The sequence below is a fragment of the Umezawaea beigongshangensis genome (genome assembly GCF_016464305.1).
Lineage (GTDB): Bacteria > Actinomycetota > Actinomycetes > Mycobacteriales > Pseudonocardiaceae > Umezawaea_A > Umezawaea_A beigongshangensis.
On the sequence record NZ_JAEIOJ010000003.1, the window covers coordinates 573,761 to 595,675 of the forward strand.

19 protein-coding genes and 2 pseudogenes are annotated in these 21,915 nt (G+C 72.8%); 10 read left to right on the top strand and 11 right to left on the bottom strand.

The genetic code is table 11. The annotated features are described in order from the left end of the window. The first annotated feature begins 167 nt into the window (after nucleotides 1–167). From IMZ35_RS10915 to IMZ35_RS31715, 3 genes are all read left to right on the top strand, one after another. Complete coding sequence (locus tag IMZ35_RS10915; protein ID WP_199440849.1) at nucleotides 168–698, top strand: condensation domain-containing protein; 531 nt, start codon at nucleotides 168–170, stop codon at nucleotides 696–698. Between the two features lie 440 nt (nucleotides 699–1,138). Next, nucleotides 1,139–2,356 carry an MFS transporter gene (locus IMZ35_RS10920; protein ID WP_307867958.1) on the top strand — a complete coding sequence of 406 codons (1,218 nt, stop codon included), beginning with the start codon at nucleotides 1,139–1,141 and terminating at the stop codon, nucleotides 2,354–2,356. A gap of 229 nt (nucleotides 2,357–2,585) precedes the next feature. Next, complete coding sequence (locus IMZ35_RS31715) at nucleotides 2,586–4,043, top strand: GGDEF domain-containing protein (protein ID WP_199440851.1); 1,458 nt, start codon at nucleotides 2,586–2,588, stop codon at nucleotides 4,041–4,043. Between the two features lie 19 nt (nucleotides 4,044–4,062). On the opposite strand, the gene IMZ35_RS10930 is transcribed toward IMZ35_RS31715, so the two are convergent. The 3 genes from IMZ35_RS10930 to IMZ35_RS10940 form a co-directional block, all read right to left on the bottom strand. Continuing rightward, on the bottom strand, nucleotides 4,063–5,532 hold the full coding sequence (locus IMZ35_RS10930) for a glutamate-cysteine ligase family protein (protein WP_199440852.1): 1,470 nt from the start codon (nucleotides 5,530–5,532) through the stop codon (nucleotides 4,063–4,065). Nucleotides 5,533–5,626: 94 nt separating this feature from the next. Next, the gene (locus tag IMZ35_RS10935) at nucleotides 5,627–6,286 is read right to left on the bottom strand and encodes a 4'-phosphopantetheinyl transferase family protein (protein ID WP_199440853.1); all 660 of its coding nucleotides are present in this window, start codon (nucleotides 6,284–6,286) and stop codon (nucleotides 5,627–5,629) included. Beyond that, nucleotides 6,283–7,134 (bottom strand): metallophosphoesterase family protein, encoded by an 852-nt coding sequence (locus tag IMZ35_RS10940; RefSeq protein WP_307867916.1) that lies wholly within the window; start codon nucleotides 7,132–7,134, stop codon nucleotides 6,283–6,285. The genes IMZ35_RS10935 and IMZ35_RS10940 overlap by 4 nt, the downstream gene beginning before the upstream one ends. 388 nt (nucleotides 7,135–7,522) lie before the next feature. Here IMZ35_RS10940 and IMZ35_RS10945 point away from each other — a divergent pair. Then, nucleotides 7,523–7,867, top strand: a pseudogene (locus IMZ35_RS10945) (transposase); the annotation flags it as partial. Nucleotides 7,868–8,035: 168 nt separating this feature from the next. Here IMZ35_RS10945 and IMZ35_RS10950 read toward each other — a convergent pair. From IMZ35_RS10950 to IMZ35_RS10970, 5 genes are all read right to left on the bottom strand, one after another. Beyond that, complete coding sequence (locus IMZ35_RS10950; protein WP_307867917.1) at nucleotides 8,036–9,211, bottom strand: sensor histidine kinase; 1,176 nt, start codon at nucleotides 9,209–9,211, stop codon at nucleotides 8,036–8,038. A gap of 10 nt (nucleotides 9,212–9,221) precedes the next feature. Next, nucleotides 9,222–10,940, bottom strand: coding sequence for a sodium/solute symporter (locus IMZ35_RS10955; protein ID WP_199440855.1), 1,719 nt, complete (start codon nucleotides 10,938–10,940; stop codon nucleotides 9,222–9,224). Beyond that, the gene (locus tag IMZ35_RS10960; protein WP_199440856.1) at nucleotides 10,937–11,335 is read right to left on the bottom strand and encodes a DUF485 domain-containing protein; all 399 of its coding nucleotides are present in this window, start codon (nucleotides 11,333–11,335) and stop codon (nucleotides 10,937–10,939) included. The genes IMZ35_RS10955 and IMZ35_RS10960 overlap by 4 nt, the downstream gene beginning before the upstream one ends. After that, nucleotides 11,332–12,207 carry a LytR/AlgR family response regulator transcription factor gene (locus tag IMZ35_RS10965; protein ID WP_199440857.1) on the bottom strand — a complete coding sequence of 292 codons (876 nt, stop codon included), beginning with the start codon at nucleotides 12,205–12,207 and terminating at the stop codon, nucleotides 11,332–11,334. Before IMZ35_RS10965 ends, IMZ35_RS10960 begins: the two co-directional genes overlap by 4 nt. 132 nt (nucleotides 12,208–12,339) lie before the next feature. Next, entirely contained in the window at nucleotides 12,340–14,853 is a 2,514-nt protein-coding gene (locus IMZ35_RS10970; protein WP_199440858.1) for a DEAD/DEAH box helicase, read from the bottom strand. Nucleotides 14,854–14,986: 133 nt separating this feature from the next. Here IMZ35_RS10970 and IMZ35_RS10975 point away from each other — a divergent pair, with 133 nt between their 5' ends. The 5 genes and pseudogenes from IMZ35_RS10975 to IMZ35_RS10995 all read left to right on the top strand — a co-directional run bounded on the left by IMZ35_RS10975 (nucleotide 14,987) and on the right by IMZ35_RS10995 (nucleotide 18,158). Next, nucleotides 14,987–15,559 (top strand): MarR family winged helix-turn-helix transcriptional regulator, encoded by a 573-nt coding sequence (locus IMZ35_RS10975; protein ID WP_199440859.1) that lies wholly within the window; start codon nucleotides 14,987–14,989, stop codon nucleotides 15,557–15,559. 87 nt (nucleotides 15,560–15,646) lie between these two features. Then, nucleotides 15,647–16,363 carry an energy-coupling factor ABC transporter permease gene (locus tag IMZ35_RS10980; protein WP_199440860.1) on the top strand — a complete coding sequence of 239 codons (717 nt, stop codon included), beginning with the start codon at nucleotides 15,647–15,649 and terminating at the stop codon, nucleotides 16,361–16,363. Continuing rightward, nucleotides 16,360–16,698 (top strand): PDGLE domain-containing protein, encoded by a 339-nt coding sequence (locus IMZ35_RS10985; protein ID WP_199440861.1) that lies wholly within the window; start codon nucleotides 16,360–16,362, stop codon nucleotides 16,696–16,698. The genes IMZ35_RS10980 and IMZ35_RS10985 overlap by 4 nt, the downstream gene beginning before the upstream one ends. Further along, nucleotides 16,698–17,342, top strand: a pseudogene (gene cbiQ / locus IMZ35_RS10990) (cobalt ECF transporter T component CbiQ); the annotation flags it as partial. The gene IMZ35_RS10985 and the pseudogene cbiQ, both read left to right, overlap by 1 nt. A 15-nt stretch (nucleotides 17,343–17,357) precedes the next feature. Further along, complete coding sequence (locus IMZ35_RS10995) at nucleotides 17,358–18,158, top strand: energy-coupling factor ABC transporter ATP-binding protein (protein WP_199441030.1); 801 nt, start codon at nucleotides 17,358–17,360, stop codon at nucleotides 18,156–18,158. A gap of 48 nt (nucleotides 18,159–18,206) precedes the next feature. Here the strand turns inward: IMZ35_RS10995 and IMZ35_RS11000 are convergent, their stop codons facing one another. From IMZ35_RS11000 to IMZ35_RS11010, 3 genes are all read right to left on the bottom strand, one after another. Further along, nucleotides 18,207–18,632, bottom strand: coding sequence for an SRPBCC family protein (locus tag IMZ35_RS11000; protein WP_199440862.1), 426 nt, complete (start codon nucleotides 18,630–18,632; stop codon nucleotides 18,207–18,209). Between the two features lie 70 nt (nucleotides 18,633–18,702). Continuing rightward, a complete protein-coding gene (locus IMZ35_RS11005) occupies nucleotides 18,703–19,743 on the bottom strand; it encodes a lytic polysaccharide monooxygenase auxiliary activity family 9 protein (RefSeq protein ID WP_307867919.1) in 1,041 nt (346 codons plus the stop codon). Nucleotides 19,744–19,851: 108 nt separating this feature from the next. Next, nucleotides 19,852–20,493: a uridine kinase family protein gene (locus tag IMZ35_RS11010; protein ID WP_307867920.1), complete on the bottom strand. Its 642-nt coding sequence runs from the start codon at nucleotides 20,491–20,493 to the stop codon at nucleotides 19,852–19,854. Between the two features lie 66 nt (nucleotides 20,494–20,559). Here IMZ35_RS11010 and IMZ35_RS11015 point away from each other — a divergent pair, with 66 nt between their 5' ends. After that, entirely contained in the window at nucleotides 20,560–21,912 is a 1,353-nt protein-coding gene (locus tag IMZ35_RS11015) for a replication-associated recombination protein A (protein WP_199440864.1), read from the top strand. The last annotated feature ends 3 nt before the right edge of the window (nucleotides 21,913–21,915 follow it).

Below are 21,915 nucleotides of genomic sequence, written 5' to 3' on the forward strand. Positions count from 1 at the left end.
CGAACGGTCGAACTGCTGTGTCCCGCGTCACTCGGAGCGTCATGCTGCCGTGATCCGATCACGGGCACCAGGGCCGGTCGGCCACCACGTGCGGCGACGGCTGTGCTGCGTCCTGTCGGGGTGGGGGATTAGCCTGACGCGACCAGTCGTGCCGTGGAGGGGAAGTCGTGAGCGGTAGCTCGCAGTCGATGATCGTGCAGGTCCGGGCCGGGCTCGGGGAGGAGCGCCTCGTCGCCGGGGTGGGTTCCCTCCTGGACCGCCACGACGTCCTGCGGACGCGGCTGCGTCGTGCCGACGGCCGACCGACGCCCCCGCTGCCCGCCGGCGGGGTGCCCGCGATCCTGTGCCTGCGGCACGTCGACGTGTCCGCGGCCGGGCCGGAGCAGGTCGCCGCGGTCGCGCGGGAGCAGCTCGCGGCGGCGGCGGCCCGGCTCGATCCCGGTGCCGCGGTGATGATCCAGCTCGTGTGGCTGGACGCCGGTCCCGTCCGATCGGGACGCCTGCTGGTGGTCGTGCACGACCACGTCGCCGACCGGGTTCCGTGGCCCGTTCTGCTGCGCGATCTGGTGAGCGGCTGGAAGGACGCTCCGCCCGCGCCGGCGCAGGGCTCTCCCGCCGTCGGGATTCCGATCGAGCGGGTCGTCCTGCGTTTCCCGGCTCCCGCTGGTGGTCCGTTTGTTTCGTCTCCGCTGCGCTGAACGGTCTCAGACCGCTCCGGGCGTGTCGGGACATTCCCGCGGAGGAATCTTCTGGCACGGCGCGGAGAGCTGTTTCTCCCCGTCCCGAACAACCGTCCGAAAAGGTGATCAAGCCTTTTCGGTGATCGTCGGGGAGGTGCTGCCGCAGAAGAACGATCACGTGTCGGTGGTGGGCGTCACAGCGCGCCAGGGGGGCGTCGGTGGAACGCTGGTCCGAGCGCGCCGGCGGTTCACCGTTGACACTGCACCATTTCTGACGTCGACGGAACCGGTCGGGTGACAGGGTGCGTCCATGCGGAAGAACAACCAATTGCGTTCAAAAGGCTTCTGTGCGTGATCGTGACTGTGCATAGTGGCATGAGTGCGCGGGGTAGCCGTGCTCACGCGCGGACAGAGCAGCCTGGTGGGCGCCGCCGCGCACACGGACTGGGGGCTTGACGGTGACACCGGGAACAGCACGGGTGCGCGAGTACCGGGCGCTGTGCTGGGCCGAGGTCGCGTCGGTGGCCGGAGACCAGTTGGCCAAGGTCGCGTTGTCGCTGCTCGTCTTCGACCGCACCCAGTCGGCGATCTGGACCGCGCTGACCTACTCCATGACCCTGCTGCCCGATCTGATCGCCGGTCCGCTGCTGTCCGGTCTCGCCGACCGCTACCCGCGGCGCGAGGTCATGGCCCTGTGCTGCGTGCTCCAGGCCGGGCTGGTGGCCCTCATGGTCGTGCCGGGGATGCCGCTGTGGGTGGTCGGAGCGCTCGTCGCGCTCGTCGCCGTCGCGCAGGCCCCGTTCAAGGCCGCGCAGACCGCCAGCGTCCTCGACGTCCTCGGCGAGGAGGACAACACGGCCGGTCAGGCCCGCATGTCGACCATCCGCGAGGTGGGCCAGCTCGTCGGCCTCGCCGGTGGCGCCGTCCTCGTGGACCGCCTGGGCACCACCACCGCGCTGCTGATCGACTCCGCCACGTTCCTCGTCGCGGCCGTCCTGCTGCGGGTGTTCCTCGCCGAGCGCGGCGTCGTGCGCGGAGAAGACCACCCGATCGGGGGACTGGCGACCATCTGGGGAAACCCGCTGCTGCGGACGTACGTCTGGCTCTACTGCCTGTGGGGGCTGGCCATCCTGCCGGAGGCGGTGCTGATCCCGCTGGCCGCGGAGATCCACGCGCCCACGTGGAGCATCGGCCTGCTGATGGCGGCCGACCCGCTCGGCTTCACCCTGATGCTGCTGCTCGTGGGGGGCAGCACCAACTCCGCGCGCCGCCGCTTCTCCGCCTCGACGCAGCAGGCGCTGGTGGGGCCGCTGGCGGTGCTGGTGTTCGCGCCGCTGGTGCTGTTCGCCCTGACCTCGCACGTCGTGGCGATCGGCGTGCTGCTGTTCGTGTCCGGGATGGGCGCGTCCTACCTGGGGCTGGCCAAGGGCCCCATCGTCGCGATGGTGCCCGATCAGGTGCGCGGCAGGGTCAGCGGCCTGGTGCGCACCGGTCTGCGGGCGAGCCAGGGCGTCGTGGCGGCCACGGCGGGCCTGGTGGTCGAGCTGTTCGGCTCGGCCACCACGGCCATCGCCGTGGCCGGTGCGTGCGGCACGCTCCTCGCGATCGTCGCCGCGCTGAGACTGCGCCACTACTCCGCGCGCGGCGGAACCACCGCGGTGGTGGCACCGTCGTGACGGACGAGATGACGACGTGCGGGCGTCAACCGCGGTCAGAGATCACGGTCTCCCCTGGATGGCGTTCTGCGGGCGGACATCGCATTCACCTCCTTGGCGGGGGTCAGTTGGACATCGCAAGTACAGCCGCGATTCACGGGGGTGTGAAGTGGTACTGAAAGGGGCACAGCGTCTAACGTTTCAAACCGTACCGGTAACCGGAGCCAAGGTGCTGGCTCGCGTCCGAACCGTGTTCTCCGGATCGTTCTACTGGCTTCTGGGAACCGCGCACCGGATCCGGCGCTGGGTGCCGCTGGCGGTCGCCTGCGTCTGCCGTCCCCGGTCGTGGTCGCTGTGGCAGGCCCGCCGCCCGTTCGTCCGGCTGATCCTCGCCGTGGACGTCGTGGCCCTCACCGTGGTCGTCGTGGGCCTGAGCACCGCGGCGCCGCTGGGGCGCGACGACTGGGCGCACTGGGTGGCCCTGATGATCTGCGCCGGCATCCACCTGGTGTGGTCGCACCGCCACGAGGAGACCAGGCGCGAGAGCAAGAAGGTCTCGCCCAACGTCGACTGGGCCGGGATCTGGTCGGTGGCCGCGCTGCTCGTGCTGCCCGTCCCGCTCACGGTCCTGCTGGTCGTGGTCGTGCGGCTGGTGCGCTGGTTCGTCGCCCGCAAGCCGCCGCACCGCTACCTGTTCAGCACCGGCAGCATCCTGTTCAGCGCCGTCGTCACCACCTGGCTCGTGCGGGCGATCGGAGTGCAGGTCGGGCACACCCCCGGTCTCGTCCACTCCACGACGCAGCTGCTGCTGATGATCGCCGCCGGTGTGCTGTACGCGGTGATCCAGGCCGCGCTGGTGGGGGTCGCGTTCGTGCTGTCGACCCCCGACATGCCGCTGTCGATGGCGCTGGGCAGCCGCGCGGAGAACACCGTCTCCGCGGTCAGCGCCCCGCTCGGCGCGCTCGCCGCCATCGCGCTGGTGACCGCGCCCGCCGCCGTGCTCGTGGTCTCCGGCATCGCCGTGGCGTGCACGAAGTACACGTCCCTGAACCAGGACGCCACCTACGACCTGCGCACCGGGCTGCTCAACCACTCCGCGTGGGAGCAGCAGGCCGGGCGGGCCATCGCGCAGGCGCAGCGCAGCCACGCGCCGTGCAGCGTCATGTTCATCGACGCCGACAAGTTCAAGCTGATCAACGACACCTACGGTCACCCCGCCGGTGACGCGGTCCTGCGGGCGCTGGGCGACGTGCTGCGCCGCGAGACCCGGCGCGGCGACCTGGCCGCCCGCTTCGGCGGCGAGGAGCTCGTGGTGCTGCTGCCCGACACCGGCCCCGACCAGGCCGCGCACGCCGCGGAGCGCATCCGCCACGTCATCGGCGCGCTGTCCGTGCCGACCACCAACACGCGCGGTGCGCCGGTGATACTGCTCGGGCGCGACGCGCCGCTGCCCGTCGACGCGCACGGCGACCCGCAGCTCGACGGGCTCGGCCGGCCCGTCGACGCCGACTGCCGCACCATCAGCGTCTCCATCGGCGTGGCCACCGCCTCCGGGCCCGACATCAGCCTGGAGTCGCTGACCGCCGTCGCCGACGCCGCCGTCTACGCGGCCAAGCAGAACGGCCGCAACCAGGTGAAGCTGAGCTTCCCGAAGCCGGAGGCGCCGGCGCCGCTGCCGCACCGCGCCCCGGCCCGCTGGCGCTCCTGACGCCCGGCCGGGGCGTGCCTCACCAGCAGTGGACCGGCTCGTTGGAGTGCATCAGCGTGCGGTAGGTGCGCAGCATCGCGCGCAGCGCCTCGGCGCGGTCCAGGCCGCTGTGGTCGTAGAGGTCGTGGAACGTGCGGGCCTGCCACGTCGCGCCGTTCACCCCGGTCAGGCAGCGCTGCTCGATCACGCCGAGCAACCGGTCGCGCTCCTCGGCCTGCACGCCCCACCGCACCAGACCCTCGTGGGCCATCGGCAGCAGCCGCCGCAGCACCAGCTCCACCACCGGCACCGTGCCCAGCCCCGGCCAGTACACCTGCGCCTCCATGCCGTGCCGCGCGCCGGCGAAGAAGTTCTCCTCCGCCGCGCTGAACGACATCTGGGTCCAGAGCGGACGGTCCTGGTCGACCAGCGCGCGCACCAGTCCGAAGTAGAACGCCGCGTTGGCCAGCGTGTCCACCACCGTCGGGCCCGCCGGGAGCACCCGGTTCTCCACGCGCAGGTGCGGCTTGTCGCGCACCACGTCGTAGACCGGGCGGTTCCAGCGGTAGATCGTCCCGTTGTGCAGCCGCAGCTCCGCCAGCGCCGGGGTGTCGCCGCGCTCGAACACGCGGACCGGGTCCTCCTCGTCGCAGATCGGCAGCAGCGCGGGGAAGTAGCGCACGTTCTCCTCGAACAGGTCGAAGATCGAGGTGATCCACCGCTCGCCGAACCACACCCGCGGCCGGACGCCCTGGGCCTTCAGCTCGTCGCCCCGGGTGTCGGTCGCCTGCTGGAACAGCGCGATGCGCGTCTCCCGCCACAGCTCCTTGCCCGCGAGGAACGGCGAGTTCGCGCCGATCGCGACCTGCACGCCCGCGACGACCTGCGCCGCGTTCCAGTACGCCGGGAACTGCTCCGGGCTCACCTGCAGGTGCAGCTGCGTGGACGTGCACGCCGCTTCCGGCACGATCGAGTCCGCCGTGAGCTGCAACCGCTCCACGCCGTCGATGGAGATCTGCAGGTCCTCGCCGCGCGCGGCGAGGACCTGCTCGTTGAGCAGCGCGTAGCGCGGGTTGACCGACAGCGCGTCGATCTCCAGGTGCTCGGCCCGCAGCGTCGGCAGGATGCCCACGGTCACCATGTGCGCGCCGACCTTCGCCGCCTTGGACTCGGCGGCGTTGAGGCTGTCCCGGACGGACTCCTCGAAGCCGCTGACGCCGCCGTCGGCCAGGCGGCGCGGGGCGACGTTGATCTCCAGGTTCCACTGGCCCAGCTCCGTCACGAAGTCCGGGTCGGCGATGGCCTCCAGCGCCTCGGCGTTGCGCATCGCCGGCTCGCCCCGCTCGTCGACGAGGTTCAGCTCGATCTCCAGGCCGGTCATCGGCCGCTCGAACTCGAACCTGGCGTCGCTGAGCATGCGCTCGAAGACGTCCAGGCACCGCCGCACCTTGGTGCGGTAGCGCGTGCGGTCGTCGCGCGTGAAGTCCTGCCTCGCGACTTCCTCGCCCATGCGGACCCTCCTCAGCAGTCTCGCGGTGTTCCTACCCGCGCGCTCCGCCGCGCACACATGCTCTCGCGCACCGGCACCGCGCGTCCCCGTCGCCTCACGCGGCCGCGGGCACCGCGACGGTGGTCAGCAGCAGGCCGTCGCGGCACAGCCAGCGCCCGTGGAACACGTCCAGCGGCACGCCGCCGACCACGGGCGGCTCGACCAGGACGCGGGAGGTGAAGGTGCCGTCGGGACGCAGGACGATGTCGGCGTCCTCGAAGCCCAGCCAGCGCCGCGCGACCGGGTACCACGCCTTGTAGGTGCTCTCCTTGGCGCTGAACAGCAACCGGTCCCAGCTCACGTCGGGGTGCGCCGCCGACAGCGCCTCGCCCCTGGCGATCTCCGCGGGCAGGGCCACCGCGCCCAGCACCCCGTCGGGGGTGGGCGCGTTCGGCTCGGCGTCGATGCCGACCGTGAGGAGGTCGGAGACGCGCGCCACCGCGCACGCCCGGTAGCCGGCGCAGTGGGTGATGCTGCCCACCACGCCGTCGGGCCACAGCGGTTCGCGCTTCGGGCCCGGCAGCACCGGGACGGGCGGCACGCCCAGCCCGCCCAGCGCCTCCCGCGCGCACAGCCGCGCCGTGCTGAACTCGGCGCGGCGCGAGGCCACCGCCCGCCCGAGCAGCGCCTCCTCCTCCGGGAACAGCGCCACGTCCGCCGAGTCGTCGAACCGCTCCGCCGTCGACACCGGCGCCCCCAGCACGTCGGCGATCACCGCTGGTCCCCCTCGCGCAGCACGTCGACGAGCTTCACCGCGGTGGTGCCGCGCGGACGCCACTCGCGCGGGTAGCCCAGCGACACCTCGTCGAACCGGACGCCGTCGTGGCGGGTCGTGCGCGGGATGTGCAGGTGCCCGTAGACCATCGCGGCGGCGTCGAACCGCAGGTGCCAGTCCGCGGTGCGCTCGGTCCCGCACCACAGGGCGAACTCCGGGTAGTGCAGCACCCTCGTGGGCTCGCGCACCAGCGGGTAGTGGTTGATCAGCACGGTCCGTCCCCGCACCTCCGCCAGTCGCCGCTCGGTCTCGGCGATCCGCGCCTCGCACCACGCGTCCCGCGTCGGGTACGGGTCGGCGTGCAGGAAGTACTCGTCGGTGCAGACCACTCCGGCGGCGTGCGCGGCGGCCAGCGCGCTGTCGCGGTCGTGCGTGCCCTCGGGGCGGAACGTGTAGTCGTACAGGGTGAACAGCGGCGCCACGGTCAGCGGCTCGCCCGCGCCCTCCCAGACCGGGTAGGGGTCCTCGGGGGTCAGCACGCCGATCGAGCGGCACAGCTCCACCAGCAGCCGGTAGCGCTCCTCGCCGCGAGCCTGCACCGGGTCGTCCTTCGTGGTCCACAGCTCGTGGTTGCCGGGGGACCACAGGACGGTGTGGAACCGCTGGGCCAGCAGGGACAGCGTCCGGTCCACGTCGGCGACCTTCTCGCCGACGTCCCCGGCGACGATCAGCCAGTCGTCGGGACCGTCCGGGCGGAGGTCCTCGACCAGCTGCCGGTTCTCCTCGTAGGTCACGTGCAGGTCGCTGGTGGCGAGCAGTTTGCGCGCCGAGGTCGGTGACGGGCTCACCCGGCGACGATAACCGGACGGCGGCGCGGCGTGGCGGCGCAAGTCCGTTCGGTGACGAACGACCGCTCGTCCGCTCGTCGCACACCAGGGGCCGCGCATCGCCGCAGCAGGACGTTCGGCGCTTCACGGCAGAGCGGCCCTTACGTGACAGGACGTCTCATTTCTACGGTGATCGTCGTCACGCTGAGTTGGCTACGACGTCCTGGCGGAGGACCACATGCCCGACCCCCAGAGGGTGAGCAGCAACGGAGCGATCCCGACCCAGCACAGGCGGAGCCCCTCGCCGCAGATCACGGCGAGCCCCGGCGTCCACCAGCGGCAGCGCGTCGAGCAGCGCAGGCCGGAGCACGACCGCGCGGTGCCCCAGCAGGTCGGTCGCGGCGACGCGGTGGAGCAGCTCTCCTCACGGCTCGTCCCGCCGTCGCTGTGGGCGGTCGTCGAACCGCTGATCCCGCCGGTCAAGGTGCGTCACCAGGGCGGTGGGCGCGGCCGGGTCGGCAACCGCACGGTGTTCACGGCGATCGTGTTCGTCCTGGCCAGCGGCTGCGCGTGGCGGCACCTGCCCCCGTCGTTCGGCGTGACGGTCCCCACGGCACACCGTCGCTACCAGGAGTGGACCGAGGCCGGACTGTGGCGCAGGTTGCGTCGCGCCGCCCAGGAGGGGCTGCTCGACCCCGCCCAGGCCGCCTGGCTCGCCGGGGTGCTGGACGCGGCGGAACTGCGGTCCGCGAGGGCGACCGTCGGCTAGGGCGTTCGTCGACCCGGCTCCCGCACCGCCTCCACGCGACCGGGGGCACGTGGAGGCGGGGGTCCGGCGCGGTGGTCGAGACGCTCCGGGAGGCACCACCGCGACTCCGGCCCGACCCGCGTCGGGTCCTCGCGGCCGGTCTCGACGCGCGCCCTAGGAGGCGTGGACGCCCGGCTGGTACTTCGGGAACCGCACCCTGATCTTCGTGCCCAGCCCCTCCGCCGTCTCCACGACGAGGCCGTAGTCGTCGCCGTAGAGACGGCGCAGCCGTTCGTCGATGTTGCCCAGCCCTATCCCCGCCGACTCGTCCACGCGGCCAGCCAGTGTCCGGCGCAGCTCCTCGGGGTTCATGCCGATGCCGTCGTCCTCGATGGTGATGTGGGCCTCCGAACCGCCGTCCGCGGCGTGGATCGAGATGTGGCCCGGCTCCACCTTGCCCTCCATGCCGTGCCGCACCGCGTTCTCCACCAGCGGTTGCAGGCACAGGAACGGCACCGTCACCGGCAGCACCTCCGGCGCGATCTGCAACGTCACCGTCAGCCGCTCGCCGAAGCGCGCCCGCTCCAGCGCGAGGTACTGGTCGATCGACTTCAGCTCCTCCGACAGCGTCGTGAAGTCGCCGTGGCGGCGGAAGGAGTAGCGGGTGAAGTCGGCGAAGTCCAGCAGCAGCGTGCGGGCCCGCTCCGGGTTGGTGCGCACGTAGGACGCGATGGCCGACAGCGAGTTGTAGATGAAGTGCGGGGAGATCTGCGCCCGCAGCGCCCGCACCTCCGCCTCCACCAGCCGGGTGCGCGAGCGGTCCAGCTCGGCCAGTTCGAGCTGCCCCGCCGCCCAGCGCGCCACCTCGGTGGTGGCCCGCACCAGACCGGCGGTCGCCTCGGGGGAGTAGGCGGCGAGCACACCGGCGACGTGCCCCTCCACCACCAGCGGGGCCATCACCACCGACCTGATCGGACAGCTCGGCTCGTCGCAGGTCACGTCGAACACCTGCGTGCGGGCGTTCTCGAAGACCTCCTCGGACAGGTCCATGGTCTGCGCGCCGTGCTGCTCGCCCGTGCCCTCCCACGCCACGACGTCGGTCTCGTCGGTGAGCGCGAGCGCCGGGGTGTCGAGCAGGGTCCGCAGGTGCCTGGCCGACTTGCGGGCCGCGTCGGGCACCAGCCCGGCGCGCAGCGGGGGAGCGGCCGACCACGCGGTGTGCAGCGTCTCGTAGGTGACGCGCTGCGCCTGCGTCCAGAAGCCCCGCCGCGACCTCGTCGCGTGCCAGACGACCGCGACGAGCGCCGCGCCCACCAGCAGGACGGCACCGGCCGTCAGCACGTCGTCCACCGCGATCTCCTCACCTGGTCCCGCCCGAGCCGAGACCCTCCGGCGCGTGCAGCCGCACCATGACCCGGTCGACGCCGACCGGCACGTGGCCCGGCGTCAGCAGCGACACCGCGTACATCACCCCGAAGCCCAGCGGCACCGTCCACGCGGCCGGGCGGGCCAGCAGCACGTGGTACCAGGCGTCGCCGACGTCGAGGAAGATCGTCGCCAGTCCGGCGGCCAGCGCGGGCGCACCGCCGGCGAGCATGCCCGCCACCGCGCCGACCGTGGTGATCCGCCTGCTCCAGATGCCCAGCAGCAGCAGCGGGCACAGCGAGGACGCGGCCACCGCGAACGCCAGCCCCACCAGGTCCGCCACCGGCATCCCGCTCACCAGCAGCGTCATCCCCAGCGGCACCAGCACGGCCACCAGCGCGGAGACGCGGAAGCCGCGCACGCCGCCCAGCCGCAGCACGTCCTGGCTCAGCACCCCGGCCAGCGAGATCATCAACCCGGAGGACGTCGACAGGAACGCGGCGAACGCGCCACCGGCGACCAGCGCCCCGAGCAGCTGCCCGCCCAGCCCGTCGATCATCCGGCTCGGCAGCACCAGCACCACGGCGTCGGTGTTGCCCGTCATCAGCAGCTCGGGCGTGTAGAGCCGCCCCAGCGCCCCGTACAGCGGCGGCACGAGGTAGAACACGCCGAGCAGACCCAGCACGATCAGCGTCGTGCGGCGCGCGGCCCTGCCGTTGGGATTGGTGTAGAAGCGCACGATCACGTGCGGCAGCCCCATCGTGCCGAGGAACGTCGCGATGATCAGCGAGTACGCCGCGTACAGCGGGTACCGCTCGCCGCCGGACAGCGGCAGCGCCCACGCCTCGCCGGAGAGCGGCGCGACGTCGTCCACGTGCGGCACGGGCGAGCCGCCGGGGAACGTCAGCCTGCTGCCCGCGTCGACGGTGTGCGTGCCCGGCCCCAGCTCCAGCGCGCCGCCTGCGAGCCGCTGCCCGTCGACGACCCCGCTGCCGGTCACCGGCACCGCCTCCAGCGCGCGCACGGTCGTCGGCGTCTCGAACGTCACCGTCGTCTCGTCGGCGAACACCGGCAGCGCGGGACCGGCCAGGTCCGGCATCCCCTGCGCGCGCCACGCCAGCACCAGGAACACCACCGGCACCGCGATGGCCGTGAGCTTGAGCCAGTACTGGAACGCTTGCACGAACGTGATGCTGCGCATCCCGCCGGACATCACGTTGATCGTCACCACCACCGCGACGATCAGCGCGCCCGCCCACGTCGGAGCGCCGGTGATCGTGTGCAGGGTCAGCCCGGCGCCCTGGAACTGCGGCAGCAGGTACAGCCAGCCGATCGCGATGGCCAGCGCGCTCGCCGCCGCGCGCACCCGGCGGGAGGCGAACCGCGCCTCGGCGAAGTCGGGCAGCGTGTACGCGCCGGAGCGGCGCAGCGGCGCGGCCACCATCGTCAGCAGCACCAGGTAGCCCGCCGTGTAGCCGACGGGGAACCACAGCATGTCCGGACCGTGGGCGAAGATCAGGCCCGCGATGCCCACGAACGAGGCTGCCGACAGGTACTCACCGCCGATGGCCGAGGCGTTCCACCACGGCGACACCGTGCGGGAGGCGACGTAGAAGTCCGACGTGGTGCGGGAGATGCGCAGGCCGTAGGCGCCGATCAGCACGGTGCCCAGGGCCACGGCGATCACCGCCGCGAGGCTGTAGGTGCCGCTCACGGTCGTTCGACGAGTTCGGCGAACTCGCGTTCGCTGCGCTCGGCCTGCCACACGTAGAACCACCCCGCCAGCACCAGCACGGGGAACACCAGCACCCCCAGGACCAGCCACGGCAGCGGCAGGCCCAGCAGCCGCTGCTCGCCCAGCCGGGGCGCGAGCGCGAACAGCAGCGGCAGCGCGGCCAGCGACCCGCACACCACCCCGCAGACCAGCAGCCCGAGCCTGCGCTGCTCCTTGATCAGCGACCGCACGTAGTGCGTGCTCAGGTCGCTCTCCTCGCTGAGCAGCGGCACCGGCACCGCGGGCTGCGCCCTGCGCACGCGGGCCGCGCGGGTGCGCGGGCTCGTCACCACCACGCGCTGCGCCGGGCGCCCGCCCTCCCCCGGATCGCTCACGGCGCCACCTGGTCCGGTCCGGCCGGCGCGTGCTTCTGCAGCATCGGCCGGGCGCGTCGCACCAGCAGCTGCCGCAGGTGCCGGGAGTGGCGGCGGCTCACCGGCAGCACCGCGCCGCCGATGTTCACGCTCAGGTGCCCGTCCTCCAGCCGCAGCTCCTCGATGTGCCCCAGGGACACCAGGTGGCTGCGGTGGATGCGCACGAACCCGGCCGAGCGCCAGCGCTCCTCCAGGCCGCTCAGCGCCGCGCGCACGAGCCCGCTGCCGGTGGCGGTGTGCAGGCGCGCGTAGTCGCCGTGCGCCTCGACGTAGCGGATGTCGGCCAGCCGGATGAACCGGGTGACCCCGCCCAGCTCCACCGGGATGACCTCGTCCCCCGCGTCCGGGGCCGGCGCTCCGGGCTGGGTCGCCGGTTCGGGCGTCTTGCCGTCCCACACCTCGTGCACGATGCGGTGCACCGACTCGGCCAGCCGCTCCGGGCGCACCGGTTTGAGCAGGTAGTCCAGCGCCTTCAGCTCGAACGCCTCGACGGCGGGCTGCTGGTGGGCCGTGACGAACACGATCGGCGGCGGCTGCGCGAACCGCGACAGCACCCGCGCCAGGTCCAGCCCGTCCAGGCCGGGCATCCGGATGTCGAGGAACACGGCGTTGAACGGCTGACCGGCGTCCTCGGCGCGGTGCAGGCAGCGCAGCGCCGTCGTGGCGTCGGTGACCGGCTCGGCGTGCGCGATCCGCGGGTCCGAGCGCAGCAGGTACACGAGGTCGTCGAGCGCCGGGGCCTCGTCGTCGACCGCGAGCACGCGCAGCGTGCGGTCGAGACCACCCCGGCGGTCGGGCCCCTCGCAACTGGGGCAGGGCAGGGCAGAGGTCATCCGTATCCGGTCCAAACTGCCGACGGCGGTGTCAACATGACGGCGGTGTCAACCTGCGGGCGACATGTTAACTGAGTCACAACGCGCTGGTGAGTCGATCGCGCCGGTCGCGTTCATCACGGTGCGGACGGGTCATCCCATCTGCCCGACCTCCACGATCCGCACGTCGGCCGTGCCCAGCTCGTCGGAGGACTCCAGGTCGACCTCGGCGGTGATGCCCCAGTCGTGGTCGCCGGCCGGGTCGTCGAAGGCCTGCCGCACCCGCCACCGGCCCGGCTCCTCGGTGATGATCAGCAGTGCCGGACCGCGCGCGTCCGGGCCGGTGCCGATCTCGTCGTGCTCCTCGAAGTAGGGCTCCAGCGCGTCCTGCCAGGCGTCGGAGTCCCAGCCCGAGCCGCCGTCCAGCTCGCCCAGCTCCCACCAGTGCCGACGCGCGGCCAGCTCCACGCGCCGGAACAGCGCGTTGCGCACCAGCACCCGGAACGCCCTGGTGTTGCGGGTCACGGCGGGCGGGCGCTCGTCGACGGGAGCGGCGCCGGGACCGGTGACCTCGCCGGTGGGGTTGCGCAGCTTCTCCCACTCGTCGAGCAGGCTGGAGTCGACCTGCCGCACCAGCTCGCCGAGCCACTCGACCAGGTCGTTGAGCTCCTCGGTCTTCGCGTCCTCCGGCACGGTCTGGCGCAGCGCCTTGTAGGCGTCGGCGAGGTAGCGCAGCACCAGGCCCTCGGAGCGCGCCAGGCCGTAGAAGCTCACGTACTCGCCGAAGGTCATCGCGCGCTCGAACATGTCCCGCACGACCGCCTTGGGGGACAGGTGGTGGTCGGCGACCCACGGGTGACCGCGCCGGTAGGTCGTGAACGCCGCCTCCAGCAGCTCCGCCAGCGGCTTGGGCCAGGTCACCTCGTCCAGCAGCTCCATGCGCTGGTCGTACTCCAGGCCCTCGGCCTTCATCGCCGCGACGGCCTCGCCGCGCGCCTTGAACTGCTGCTGCGACAGGATCTGCCTCGGATCGTCCAGAGTGGACTCCACGACGGACAGCACGTCCAGCGCGTAGCTCGGCGACTCCCGGTCCAGCAGCTCCACCGCCGCCAGCGCGAACGGCGACAGCGGCTGGTTCAGCGCGAAGTTGAACTGGAGGTCCATCGTCAGCCGCACGCGGCGGCCCTCGTCGTCGGGCGTGGCCAGCTCCTCGACCACCCCGGCGTCGCGCAGGCCCTTGTAGATCGAGATGGCCCGCAGGACGTGCTTGCGCTGCGCGGGCCGCGGCTCGTGGTTGTCCTCCAGCAGGTGCCGCATCCCGGCGAACGCGTCACCCGGTCGGTTGATGACGTTGAGCAGCATCGCGTGGCTCACGGCGAAGCTGGAGGTCAGCGGCTCCGGCTCGGCGGCGACCAGGCGCTCGAAGGTCTGCTCGCCCCACGACACGAAGCCCTCGGGAGCCTTCTTGCGGACGACCTTGCGGCGCTTCTTCACGTCGTCGCCCGCCTTGGCGAGCGCCTTCTCGTTCTCCACGACGTGCTCGGGGGCCTGCACCACGACCGTGCCGATCGTGTCGTACCCGGCCCGGCCGGCACGCCCGGCGATCTGGTGGAACTCGCGCGCCTTGAGGTGCCGGGTGCGCGTGCCGTCGTACTTGGACAGGGCGGTGAACAGCACCGTGCGGATCGGCACGTTGATGCCCACGCCCAGCGTGTCCGTGCCGCAGATGACCTTCAGCAGCCCCGCCTGGGCCAGCTGCTCCACCAGCCGCCGGTACTTCGGCAGCATCCCGGCGTGGTGCACGCCGATGCCGTGGCGCACCAGCCGCGACAGCGTCTTGCCGAAGCCCGAGGTGAAGCGGAAGCCGCCGATCGCCGCGGCGATGGCGTCCTTCTCCGCCCTGGTGGAGACGTTGACGCTCATCAGGGACTGCGCGCGCTCCAGCGCGGAGGCCTGGGTGAAGTGCACCACGTACACCGGGGCCTCGCGGCCGTGCAGCAGCTCCTCGATCGTCTCGTGCAGCGGCGTGGTGACGTACTGGAAGTTCAGCGGCACCGGGCGCTCGGCGGAGCGCACCACGGCCGTGGGACGGCCGGTGCGCCGTTCGAGGTCCTTCTCGAAGAAGGTGACGTCGCCGAGGGTGGCCGACATGAGGAGGAACTGCGCCTTCGGCAGCTCGATCAGCGGCACCTGCCACGCCCAGCCCCGGTCGGGCTCGGAGTAGAAGTGGAACTCGTCCATCACGACCTGGCCGACGTCGGCGTCGGCGCCGTCGCGCAGCGCGATGTTCGCCAGGATCTCCGCCGTGCAGCAGACGATGGGCGCACCGTCGTTGACGCTCGCGTCACCGGTCGTCATGCCCACGTTCTCCGCGCCGAACGTCTCCACGAGCGCGAAGAACTTCTCCGACACGAGCGCCTTGATCGGGGCCGTGTAGTAGGTGCGCTGCCCCTTGGCGAGCGCCGCGAAGTGGGCGCCGAGCGCGACGAGGCTCTTGCCGGAGCCGGTGGGCGTGCTCAGGACGACGTTCGAGCCGGAGACGATCTCGATCAGCGCCTCCTGCTGGGCCGGGTACAGCGAGAGTCCCCGCTCCTCCGCCCAGGTGGCGAAGGCGTCGAAGAGGGCGTCGGGGTCGGGGTTCGCGGGGAGCTGATCGGTGAGAGTCATGGCACGCGGGATCATAGGTGGGACCGGCGCCGACGTGTCGGTCCGCGTTGGTTTGAGTCCGCAAGTACTGTGCCGGGAGCGACCGCCGAGCGGGACCACCACCGGGAACGACGAGGAGCAGGGGGAGTCCGAGTTGTCCGGTAATCACAGCGCCACCGAAACGGAACGGGCCGTGCGGGCGAAGCTCGGCGAGGTGCCCCTGAACCGGGAGCAGATGGCCGCGGTCACCACCGTGCACCGCGCGGCCACGGCGGTCCGCCAGCACCTGGAGAACTCCGTGCTGCGCGAGGCCGACCTGACGTGGACCGGGTTCGTCGTGCTGTGGGTCGTGTGGATCTGGGGCGACATGGAGACGCGCTACGTCGCCGAGGAGGCCGGGATCTCCAAGGGCACGCTCACCGGCGTCGTGAAGACCCTCCAGTCGCGCGGGCTGCTGGAGCGCCGGCCTCACCCGACCGACGGTCGCCTGGCTCTGCTCAGCCTCACCGGATCGGGCGAAGAGCTGATGGCCGAGCTCTACCCGCGCTTCAACGCCGAGGAGGCGTTCGTCGTCGCGCCCCTGGACGACGCGGAGGCGCAGGCGCTCGCGGACCTGCTGGGCAGGGTCGTGGCCCACCTGGACGCCCAGGGCGGCCAGCGCCGCTCCGACCTGCGCGGGGGCCACCCCCTCCCGCCCCGCCGCAGCGGTCGCCGCCCCAGGGTCTGAGGCGCTTCTCGCCGGTGTCGCCGCTCACGCCCGCGGTTGTCGCCAGGGTCTGGCCACAGCCGTCGGTCGGCAACTAGCGTGACCGGCGTGCAGACAACACTGGCCATGCATGTGAGCGACGGGCTGCTCGACGCGCGCACGTCCGTGCTGTTCCTGGTCGTGGCCGCCCTCGGGGTGGCCGTCGCCCTCCACCGCGCCCGGCGCGACCTCGACGACCGCACCGCACCGCTGGCCGGCCTCGTCGCGGCCTTCGTGTTCGCCGCGCAGATGCTCAACTTCCCCGTCCTGCCCGGCGTCAGCGGCCACCTGCTCGGCGGCGCGCTCGCCGCGATCCTCGTCGGCCCGTGGGTCGGGGCGCTGTGCGTGACGATCGTCCTGGTCGTCCAGGCTCTGCTGTTCGCCGACGGCGGTGTCACCGCGCTCGGCGCGAACATCACCAACATGGCGCTCGTCGGCACCGCGGCCGGGTTCCTCGTCGCGCTGGCGCTGCGCCCGCTGGCCGTGCGCGGCAAGGGCGGGCTCGCCGCAGCCGCGTTCCTCTCCGCCCTGGTCAACACCGTGATCGCCTCCGGCGGCTTCGTCCTGGAGTACGGGATCGGCGGACAGGGCGGCGTGGCGTTCGGCACGGTCGCCGCCGCGATCATCGGCGTGCACGTCCTCATCGGCCTCGGCGAGGGCGTGATCACCGCCGTCACCGTCACCTCCGTCGCCGCCGTGCGGCCGGACCTGGTGCACCTGCTGCGCGGCACGGCCCGTCCGCTCGAACTGCGCACGTCACCGCTCACCGGGGGGAACCGGGCATGACCCGCAACCGCACCTTCTTCGTCGGGTTCGCCGTCGCGGCGCTGCTGCTGGCCGGGATCGTGTCCTACTTCGCCGACTCCGACCCCGACGGACTGGACTCGGTCGCCCTCGACGGCTGCACCGTCGTGGAGACCGGGGGCGGCGAGACGCTGGAGGGCGACTGCATCGCCCAGCACGCGCAGGACCACCCGCTCGCCGAGGGCCCGTTCGCGGACTACACCGTCGGCGGCGACGACCGGCTCACCGGCGCGGCCGGGGTGATCGGCGTCGTGGTGACGCTGGCGGTCGGCGGCGGCCTGTTCCGGGTGCTGCGCCGCCGTCCCGAGAAGGGGTAGTGGGCGCTGGACACGGCCCCGGTGCGCTGCACCGGCCGGGGGACTCGCCGATCCACCGCCTTCCGCCGCAGGTCAAGGTGCTCGCGACGCTCGGGGTGGTGCTGTGCGTCGTGGCGACGCCGCGCGAGGCGTTCTGGGCGTTCGGCTGCTACCTGCTGCTGGTCGTGGGCACGTGGGCCGTGGCGCGGGTGCCGGTGCGCTGGTTCGCCACCAGGGCGCTGATCGAGGCCCCGTTCGTGGTCCTCGCGCTCGTGCTGCCGTTCGTCGGGCCCGGAGAGCGCGTCGACGTGCTCGGCGTCCCCGTGTCGGTCGAGGGCGCGCTGGCGGGCTGGAACATCCTCGCCAAGGGCACGCTCGGCGTGCTGGTGTCGCTGACCCTCGCCGCCACGACCTCTCCGCACGACCTGCTGCTGGGGCTGCAACGGCTGCGCGTCCCCGTCGTGCTGATCACCATCGCCTCGCTGATGCTGCGCTACGCGGAGATCGTCGTGGGCGAGGCGGGGCGGATGCGGGTCGCCCGCATCTCCCGCGGCCACGACCCGCGGTTCCTCTGGCAGGTCGGCGCCACCGCGCGCGGCGTGGGCGCCCTGTTCGTCCGCGCCTACGAGCGCGGCGAACGGGTGCACCTGGCGATGGTGTCGCGCGGCTGGACGGGCACGATGCCCGACGTGAACCGCGATCCGATCCCCGCGTCCGCGACGGAGCCCGCGTCCAGCGACGCGCCCGCGCTGCTCGTGCGCCGCCTGGCCTACGCCTACCCCGACGGGCGCCAGGCGCTGCACGGCGTCGACCTGCGCGTCGAGCGCGGTGAGCGGGTCGCGCTGCTCGGCCCCAACGGCGCGGGCAAGACGACGCTCGTGCTGCACCTCAACGGCGTGCTCAGCGGCGGCAGCGGACGCGTCGAGGTCGCCGGGCTGCCGGTGGACCGGGCGAACCTGCGGGAGATCAGGCGTCGCGTCGGCGTGGTCTTCCAGGACCCCGACGACCAGCTCTTCATGCCCACGGCAGGACAGGACGTGGCGTTCGGACCGGCCAACTTCGGCCTGCGCGGCGCGGAGCTGGAGGACCGCGTGCGGGCCGCGCTGGACGCGGTCGGCATGGCCGAGCACGCCGACCGCTCCCCGCTGCACCTGTCCGGCGGGCAGCGCCGCCGCGTCGCGCTGGCCACGGTCCTCGCCTGCGACCCGGAGATCCTGGTGCTCGACGAGCCCTCGGCGAACCTGGAGCCCGTGGCCCGCCGCGAGCTGGCGGAGGTCCTGCTGAGCCTGGACCGCACGATGCTCATGGTCACCCACGACCTGCCCTACGCGATGCAGACCTGCACCAGGGCCGTCCTGGTCGACGGCGGCGTGGTGGTGGCGGACGGCCCGATCGCCGAGATCCTCGCCGACACCGCCCTCCTGGCCGCCCACCGCCTGGAGCTCCCCCACGGCTTCCACCTGGACCGACCCGCGAGTTGAGCGTTTAGGCACCGCGAGTTGAGCGTCCGAGCACCGCGAGTTGAGCGTTCAGGCGCTCGACCCGCGGTCGACGACCAGCGCGGCGAGCCGGTCGAGCGCCTGGTCGACGTACTCCTCCGTCAGCTCCGTCGCCTCGCCGCCGACGTTCTCCGGCTGCGCGCCGTCCAGCGTCAGGTGGAGCGTCACCGTGCTGTTGTCCGGGTCCTGCTCCGTCACCTGGAGCCACCCCGAGTACCCGCCGCCGTCCAGGTCGCCCCACTCGACACGCATGTCCTCGGCGTCCACCGACCAGTAGCCGTCCGCGTCGTGCTCGTCCTCGCCGATCGTCACGTGCCCGGTCACCCGTTCCGGGCCGGACCGCTCCACCTCCAGGCCGTCGGGAACCCACGCCTGGAGGGCCTCGGTGTCGGTGGCCACCCGGAACACGGCTCGCGCGCCGGCCGGAATCCTGCGCTCTCGTTCGAAGTCCGCCATGTCGGATCGGTACCCGCTGTGCGCGCGGCTACACGGCGGGACGGCGTGCCGTCCCGCCGTGGCGCACTCGTCAGCTCACCGCGCAGCTCAGCGTCGGAGCCGCCGTGCTCGTGCCGTTCGCGTTGAACCCGAACGTGGTGCTGGCACCGCCGCCCACCGTGCCGTTGTAGGGCGCGTTGGCCACCGTGACCGCGCTCCCCGAGGTGCTCAGCGTGCCGTTCCACACGTTGCTGATCGTCTGGCCGCCGCCGAGCGTCCAGCCGACCCGCCACCCGTTCACCGCGGACGTGCCGGTGTTCGCGACGGACACCTCACCGGAGAAGCCGCCGTTCCACGTGCTGGTGACGCGGTAGGTGGCCGCGCACCCCGCGTCCACCGGCGGAGTCGTCGTGGGCGGTGTCGTCGTGGGTCCGCCGGTGCCCACGCCGGTCTCCTGGCCGTTGCCGCCGTCGAAGACCACGTCCGAGCAGGAGTAGAACGTCTCCCGGCTGTCGGAGCGCTCCCACACGGTGTAGACGACGTGCTGCCCGCTCTTGCCGGACGGGAGGGTGCCGGTCCAGTTGTACTGGCCCTCCACCGTGCCCACCGACCCCTTCATCGGGGGGTTGGTGACGGTGAGGAACGGGGTGTCCTCGACGTCGTTCCACGCGAGCGGCCTCGTGGGGCTCCACGAGTCCTTGGTGATGTAGACGCGGAACGAGCCGGGGTGCGCCGCCCACGCGTTGTAGGCGAACGTCCAGCTGCCGCCCGCCGTCACGTGCGTGAGCGGCCAGGCCGTGCTGGGGATGTCGAAGCCGGAGAACGTCGGGTTGCCGCCGCTGCACAGCTGGCCGTCGGGGATGAAGCCGCGCGTGCGGCCCGCGCCGTCGGAGCGCAGGACCGAGAACCAGTTGTAGAGGGCGTTCGTGCCGCCCGCGTTCACGGCGGCCGCGCAGGCCGGGTTCTGCGGCACGATGTTGCCCTGCGGCGAGAGGCCGTCCTTCCAGCACAGGAAGGTGCGGCTGCCGGGCTTCATCATCGTGCCGTGTGCCGACGCGGGAGCGGCGTTCACCAGGAACGCCACCAGGAGTGCCGCGAACGCGGCGCTGAGCAGGGCAATGCCTCGTCGCACCTTCACATCTGCCCGCCTTCGGTCGTGTCGTCGTCGTCGACGAGTTCTGGGAGCGCTCCCAGAACTGGGTCGACTGTAACGCGGATGGCACGAAGAGTGAACAGGTGATCACGCAGTGCGTGCGAAAGGCCCATCGGGTGAGGCCGTGTGCCGGACGTGCAGCTCCGCCAGTTCGGTCCGCGCCCGCGCCGGGCCGAGCTGCCGCATCCCCGCCGCCGCGCAGCGACGCACGACGGCGGGCTGCTCGCGCATCAGCCGCAGCCCCCGCCGCAGCAGGAACGGCACGGGCTTGCGCGCCTCCCGCACGTCGCGCACGAACCGCCGGGCGAACGTCACCGGAGCGCTCGGCGTCAGCACGACGGCGTCCGCCAGCACCCCGGCCCGCCGCGCACCCGCCACCAGCACGTCCGCGAACAGGCCCTCGGCGATGAACGCGGGCGCGTCGCCCAGCCGCACGGTGTGCTGCCCGACCCTGCGGTCGGCCCCGATCTCGTAGACGGGGGCCTGCACCTCGCCGCACGTCGCCAGCGCCACGACGGCGGCCAGCGCGTCGTCGGCGTTCCACGAGCCGATCGCGTCCCAGTCGGCCCGCCCGTGCTCGTCGCGGGGCAGCAGCGGGTCGTCGCCCTCGCGGTAGTAGTCGTCCAGCCGCAGCACGGGCCACCCGAGGTGAGCGGCGAGCGTCGACTTGCCGGAGCCGGAGGGGCCGGCGAGGAGCACGGCGCGCGGGTGAGGTGCTGGTGACGACACGAGGAACGATTTTCGCACACCAGGTGGCGTGCGGGGGTGTCGGTGCCGCCCGGTAGCGTCGAGCAGGTGAACGAGGGGCTGTTCGACGACGGGCTGTTCTCCGCCTCCGACGAGGAGCGCCGGGAGCGCATCGCGGCCAACGCGCCGCTCGCCGTGCGGATGCGGCCCGCGACGCTGGACGAGGTCGTGGGCCAGGACCACCTGCTGCGCCCCGGAGCGCCGCTGCGGCGGCTGGTCGAGGGCGCGGCACCCGCGTCGATCATGCTCTACGGCCCGCCCGGCACCGGGAAGACGACCCTCGCCACGCTCGTCTCGCAGGCCACCGGCCGTCGCTTCTCGGCGTTGTCCGCGCTGTCCGCCGGGGTCAAGGAGGTCCGCGCCGTCATCGACGAGGCCCGGCGGCGGCTGGTGCGCTCCGGCGAGTCGACCGTGCTGTTCATCGACGAGGTGCACCGCTTCTCCAAGACCCAGCAGGACGCGCTGCTCGGGGCCGTGGAGGACCGGATCGTCCTGCTCGTGGCCGCGACGACGGAGAACCCGTTCTTCTCCGTGGTGGCCCCGCTGCTGTCGCGGTCGCTGGTGCTGCAACTGCGCCCGCTGACCGACGACGACGTGCGCTCGGTCGTGCGGCGCGCGGTGAGCGACGAGCGCGGCCTGGCCGGGGCCGTGTCGCTGGCTCCCGAGGCCGAGGACCACCTCGTGCGCCTCGCCGGTGGTGACGCGCGCCGCGCCCTCACCGCGCTGGAGGCGGCGGCGGACTCGGCGGGCCAGACGTCCGAGCGGGTGATCGACCTGCCCGTGCTGGAGGCGACGGTCGACCGCGCCGCCGTGCGCTACGACCGCGACGGCGACCAGCACTACGACGTGACCAGCGCGTTCATCAAGTCCATCCGGGGCTCGGACGTGGACGCGGCGCTGCACTACCTGGCCAGGATGATCGAGGCGGGGGAGGACCCGCGGTTCATCGCCCGGCGGCTGGTGATCCACGCCAGCGAGGACGTGGGCATGGCCGATCCCACGGCGCTGCCGACGGCGGTGGCCGCGGCGCAGGCCGTGCAGCTCATCGGACTGCCCGAGTGCGCGCTGAACCTGGCCCAGGCCACGATCCACCTGGCGACCGCGCCGAAGTCCAACGCGGTGACGACGGCGATCTTCGCGGCGATCGAGGACGTGAAGCGCGGCGCGGCGGGCACCGTGCCCGCGCACCTGCGCGACGGTCACTACGCGGGGGCGTCGAAGCTCGGCAACGCGCAGGGCTACCGCTACCCGCACGACGTGCCCGAGGGCCTGGTGACGCAGCAGTACCCGCCGGACGAACTGGTCGGCCGCGACTACTACGAGCCCACCTCGCGCGGCGCGGAGCGCGTCCTGGCCGACCGGGTTCCCAAGCTGCGCCGCGCGATCCGCGGTCAGGACTGAGCT

What these genes read in the sequence shown, in the direction of transcription:
- IMZ35_RS10995 (WP_199441030.1), top strand. Translation starts at nt 17,358, where the DNA reads ATGCCCGACGTGAACCGCGATCCGATCCCCGCGTCCGCGACGGAGCCC.
- IMZ35_RS11000 (WP_199440862.1), bottom strand. Translation starts at nt 18,632, where the DNA reads ATGGCGGACTTCGAACGAGAGCGCAGGATTCCGGCCGGCGCGCGAGCC.
- IMZ35_RS10965 (WP_199440857.1), bottom strand. Translation starts at nt 12,207, where the DNA reads ATGACCTCTGCCCTGCCCTGCCCCAGTTGCGAGGGGCCCGACCGCCGG.
- IMZ35_RS10985 (WP_199440861.1), top strand. Translation starts at nt 16,360, where the DNA reads ATGACCCGCAACCGCACCTTCTTCGTCGGGTTCGCCGTCGCGGCGCTG.
- IMZ35_RS10930 (WP_199440852.1), bottom strand. Translation starts at nt 5,532, where the DNA reads ATGGGCGAGGAAGTCGCGAGGCAGGACTTCACGCGCGACGACCGCACG.
- IMZ35_RS10970 (WP_199440858.1), bottom strand. Translation starts at nt 14,853, where the DNA reads ATGACTCTCACCGATCAGCTCCCCGCGAACCCCGACCCCGACGCCCTC.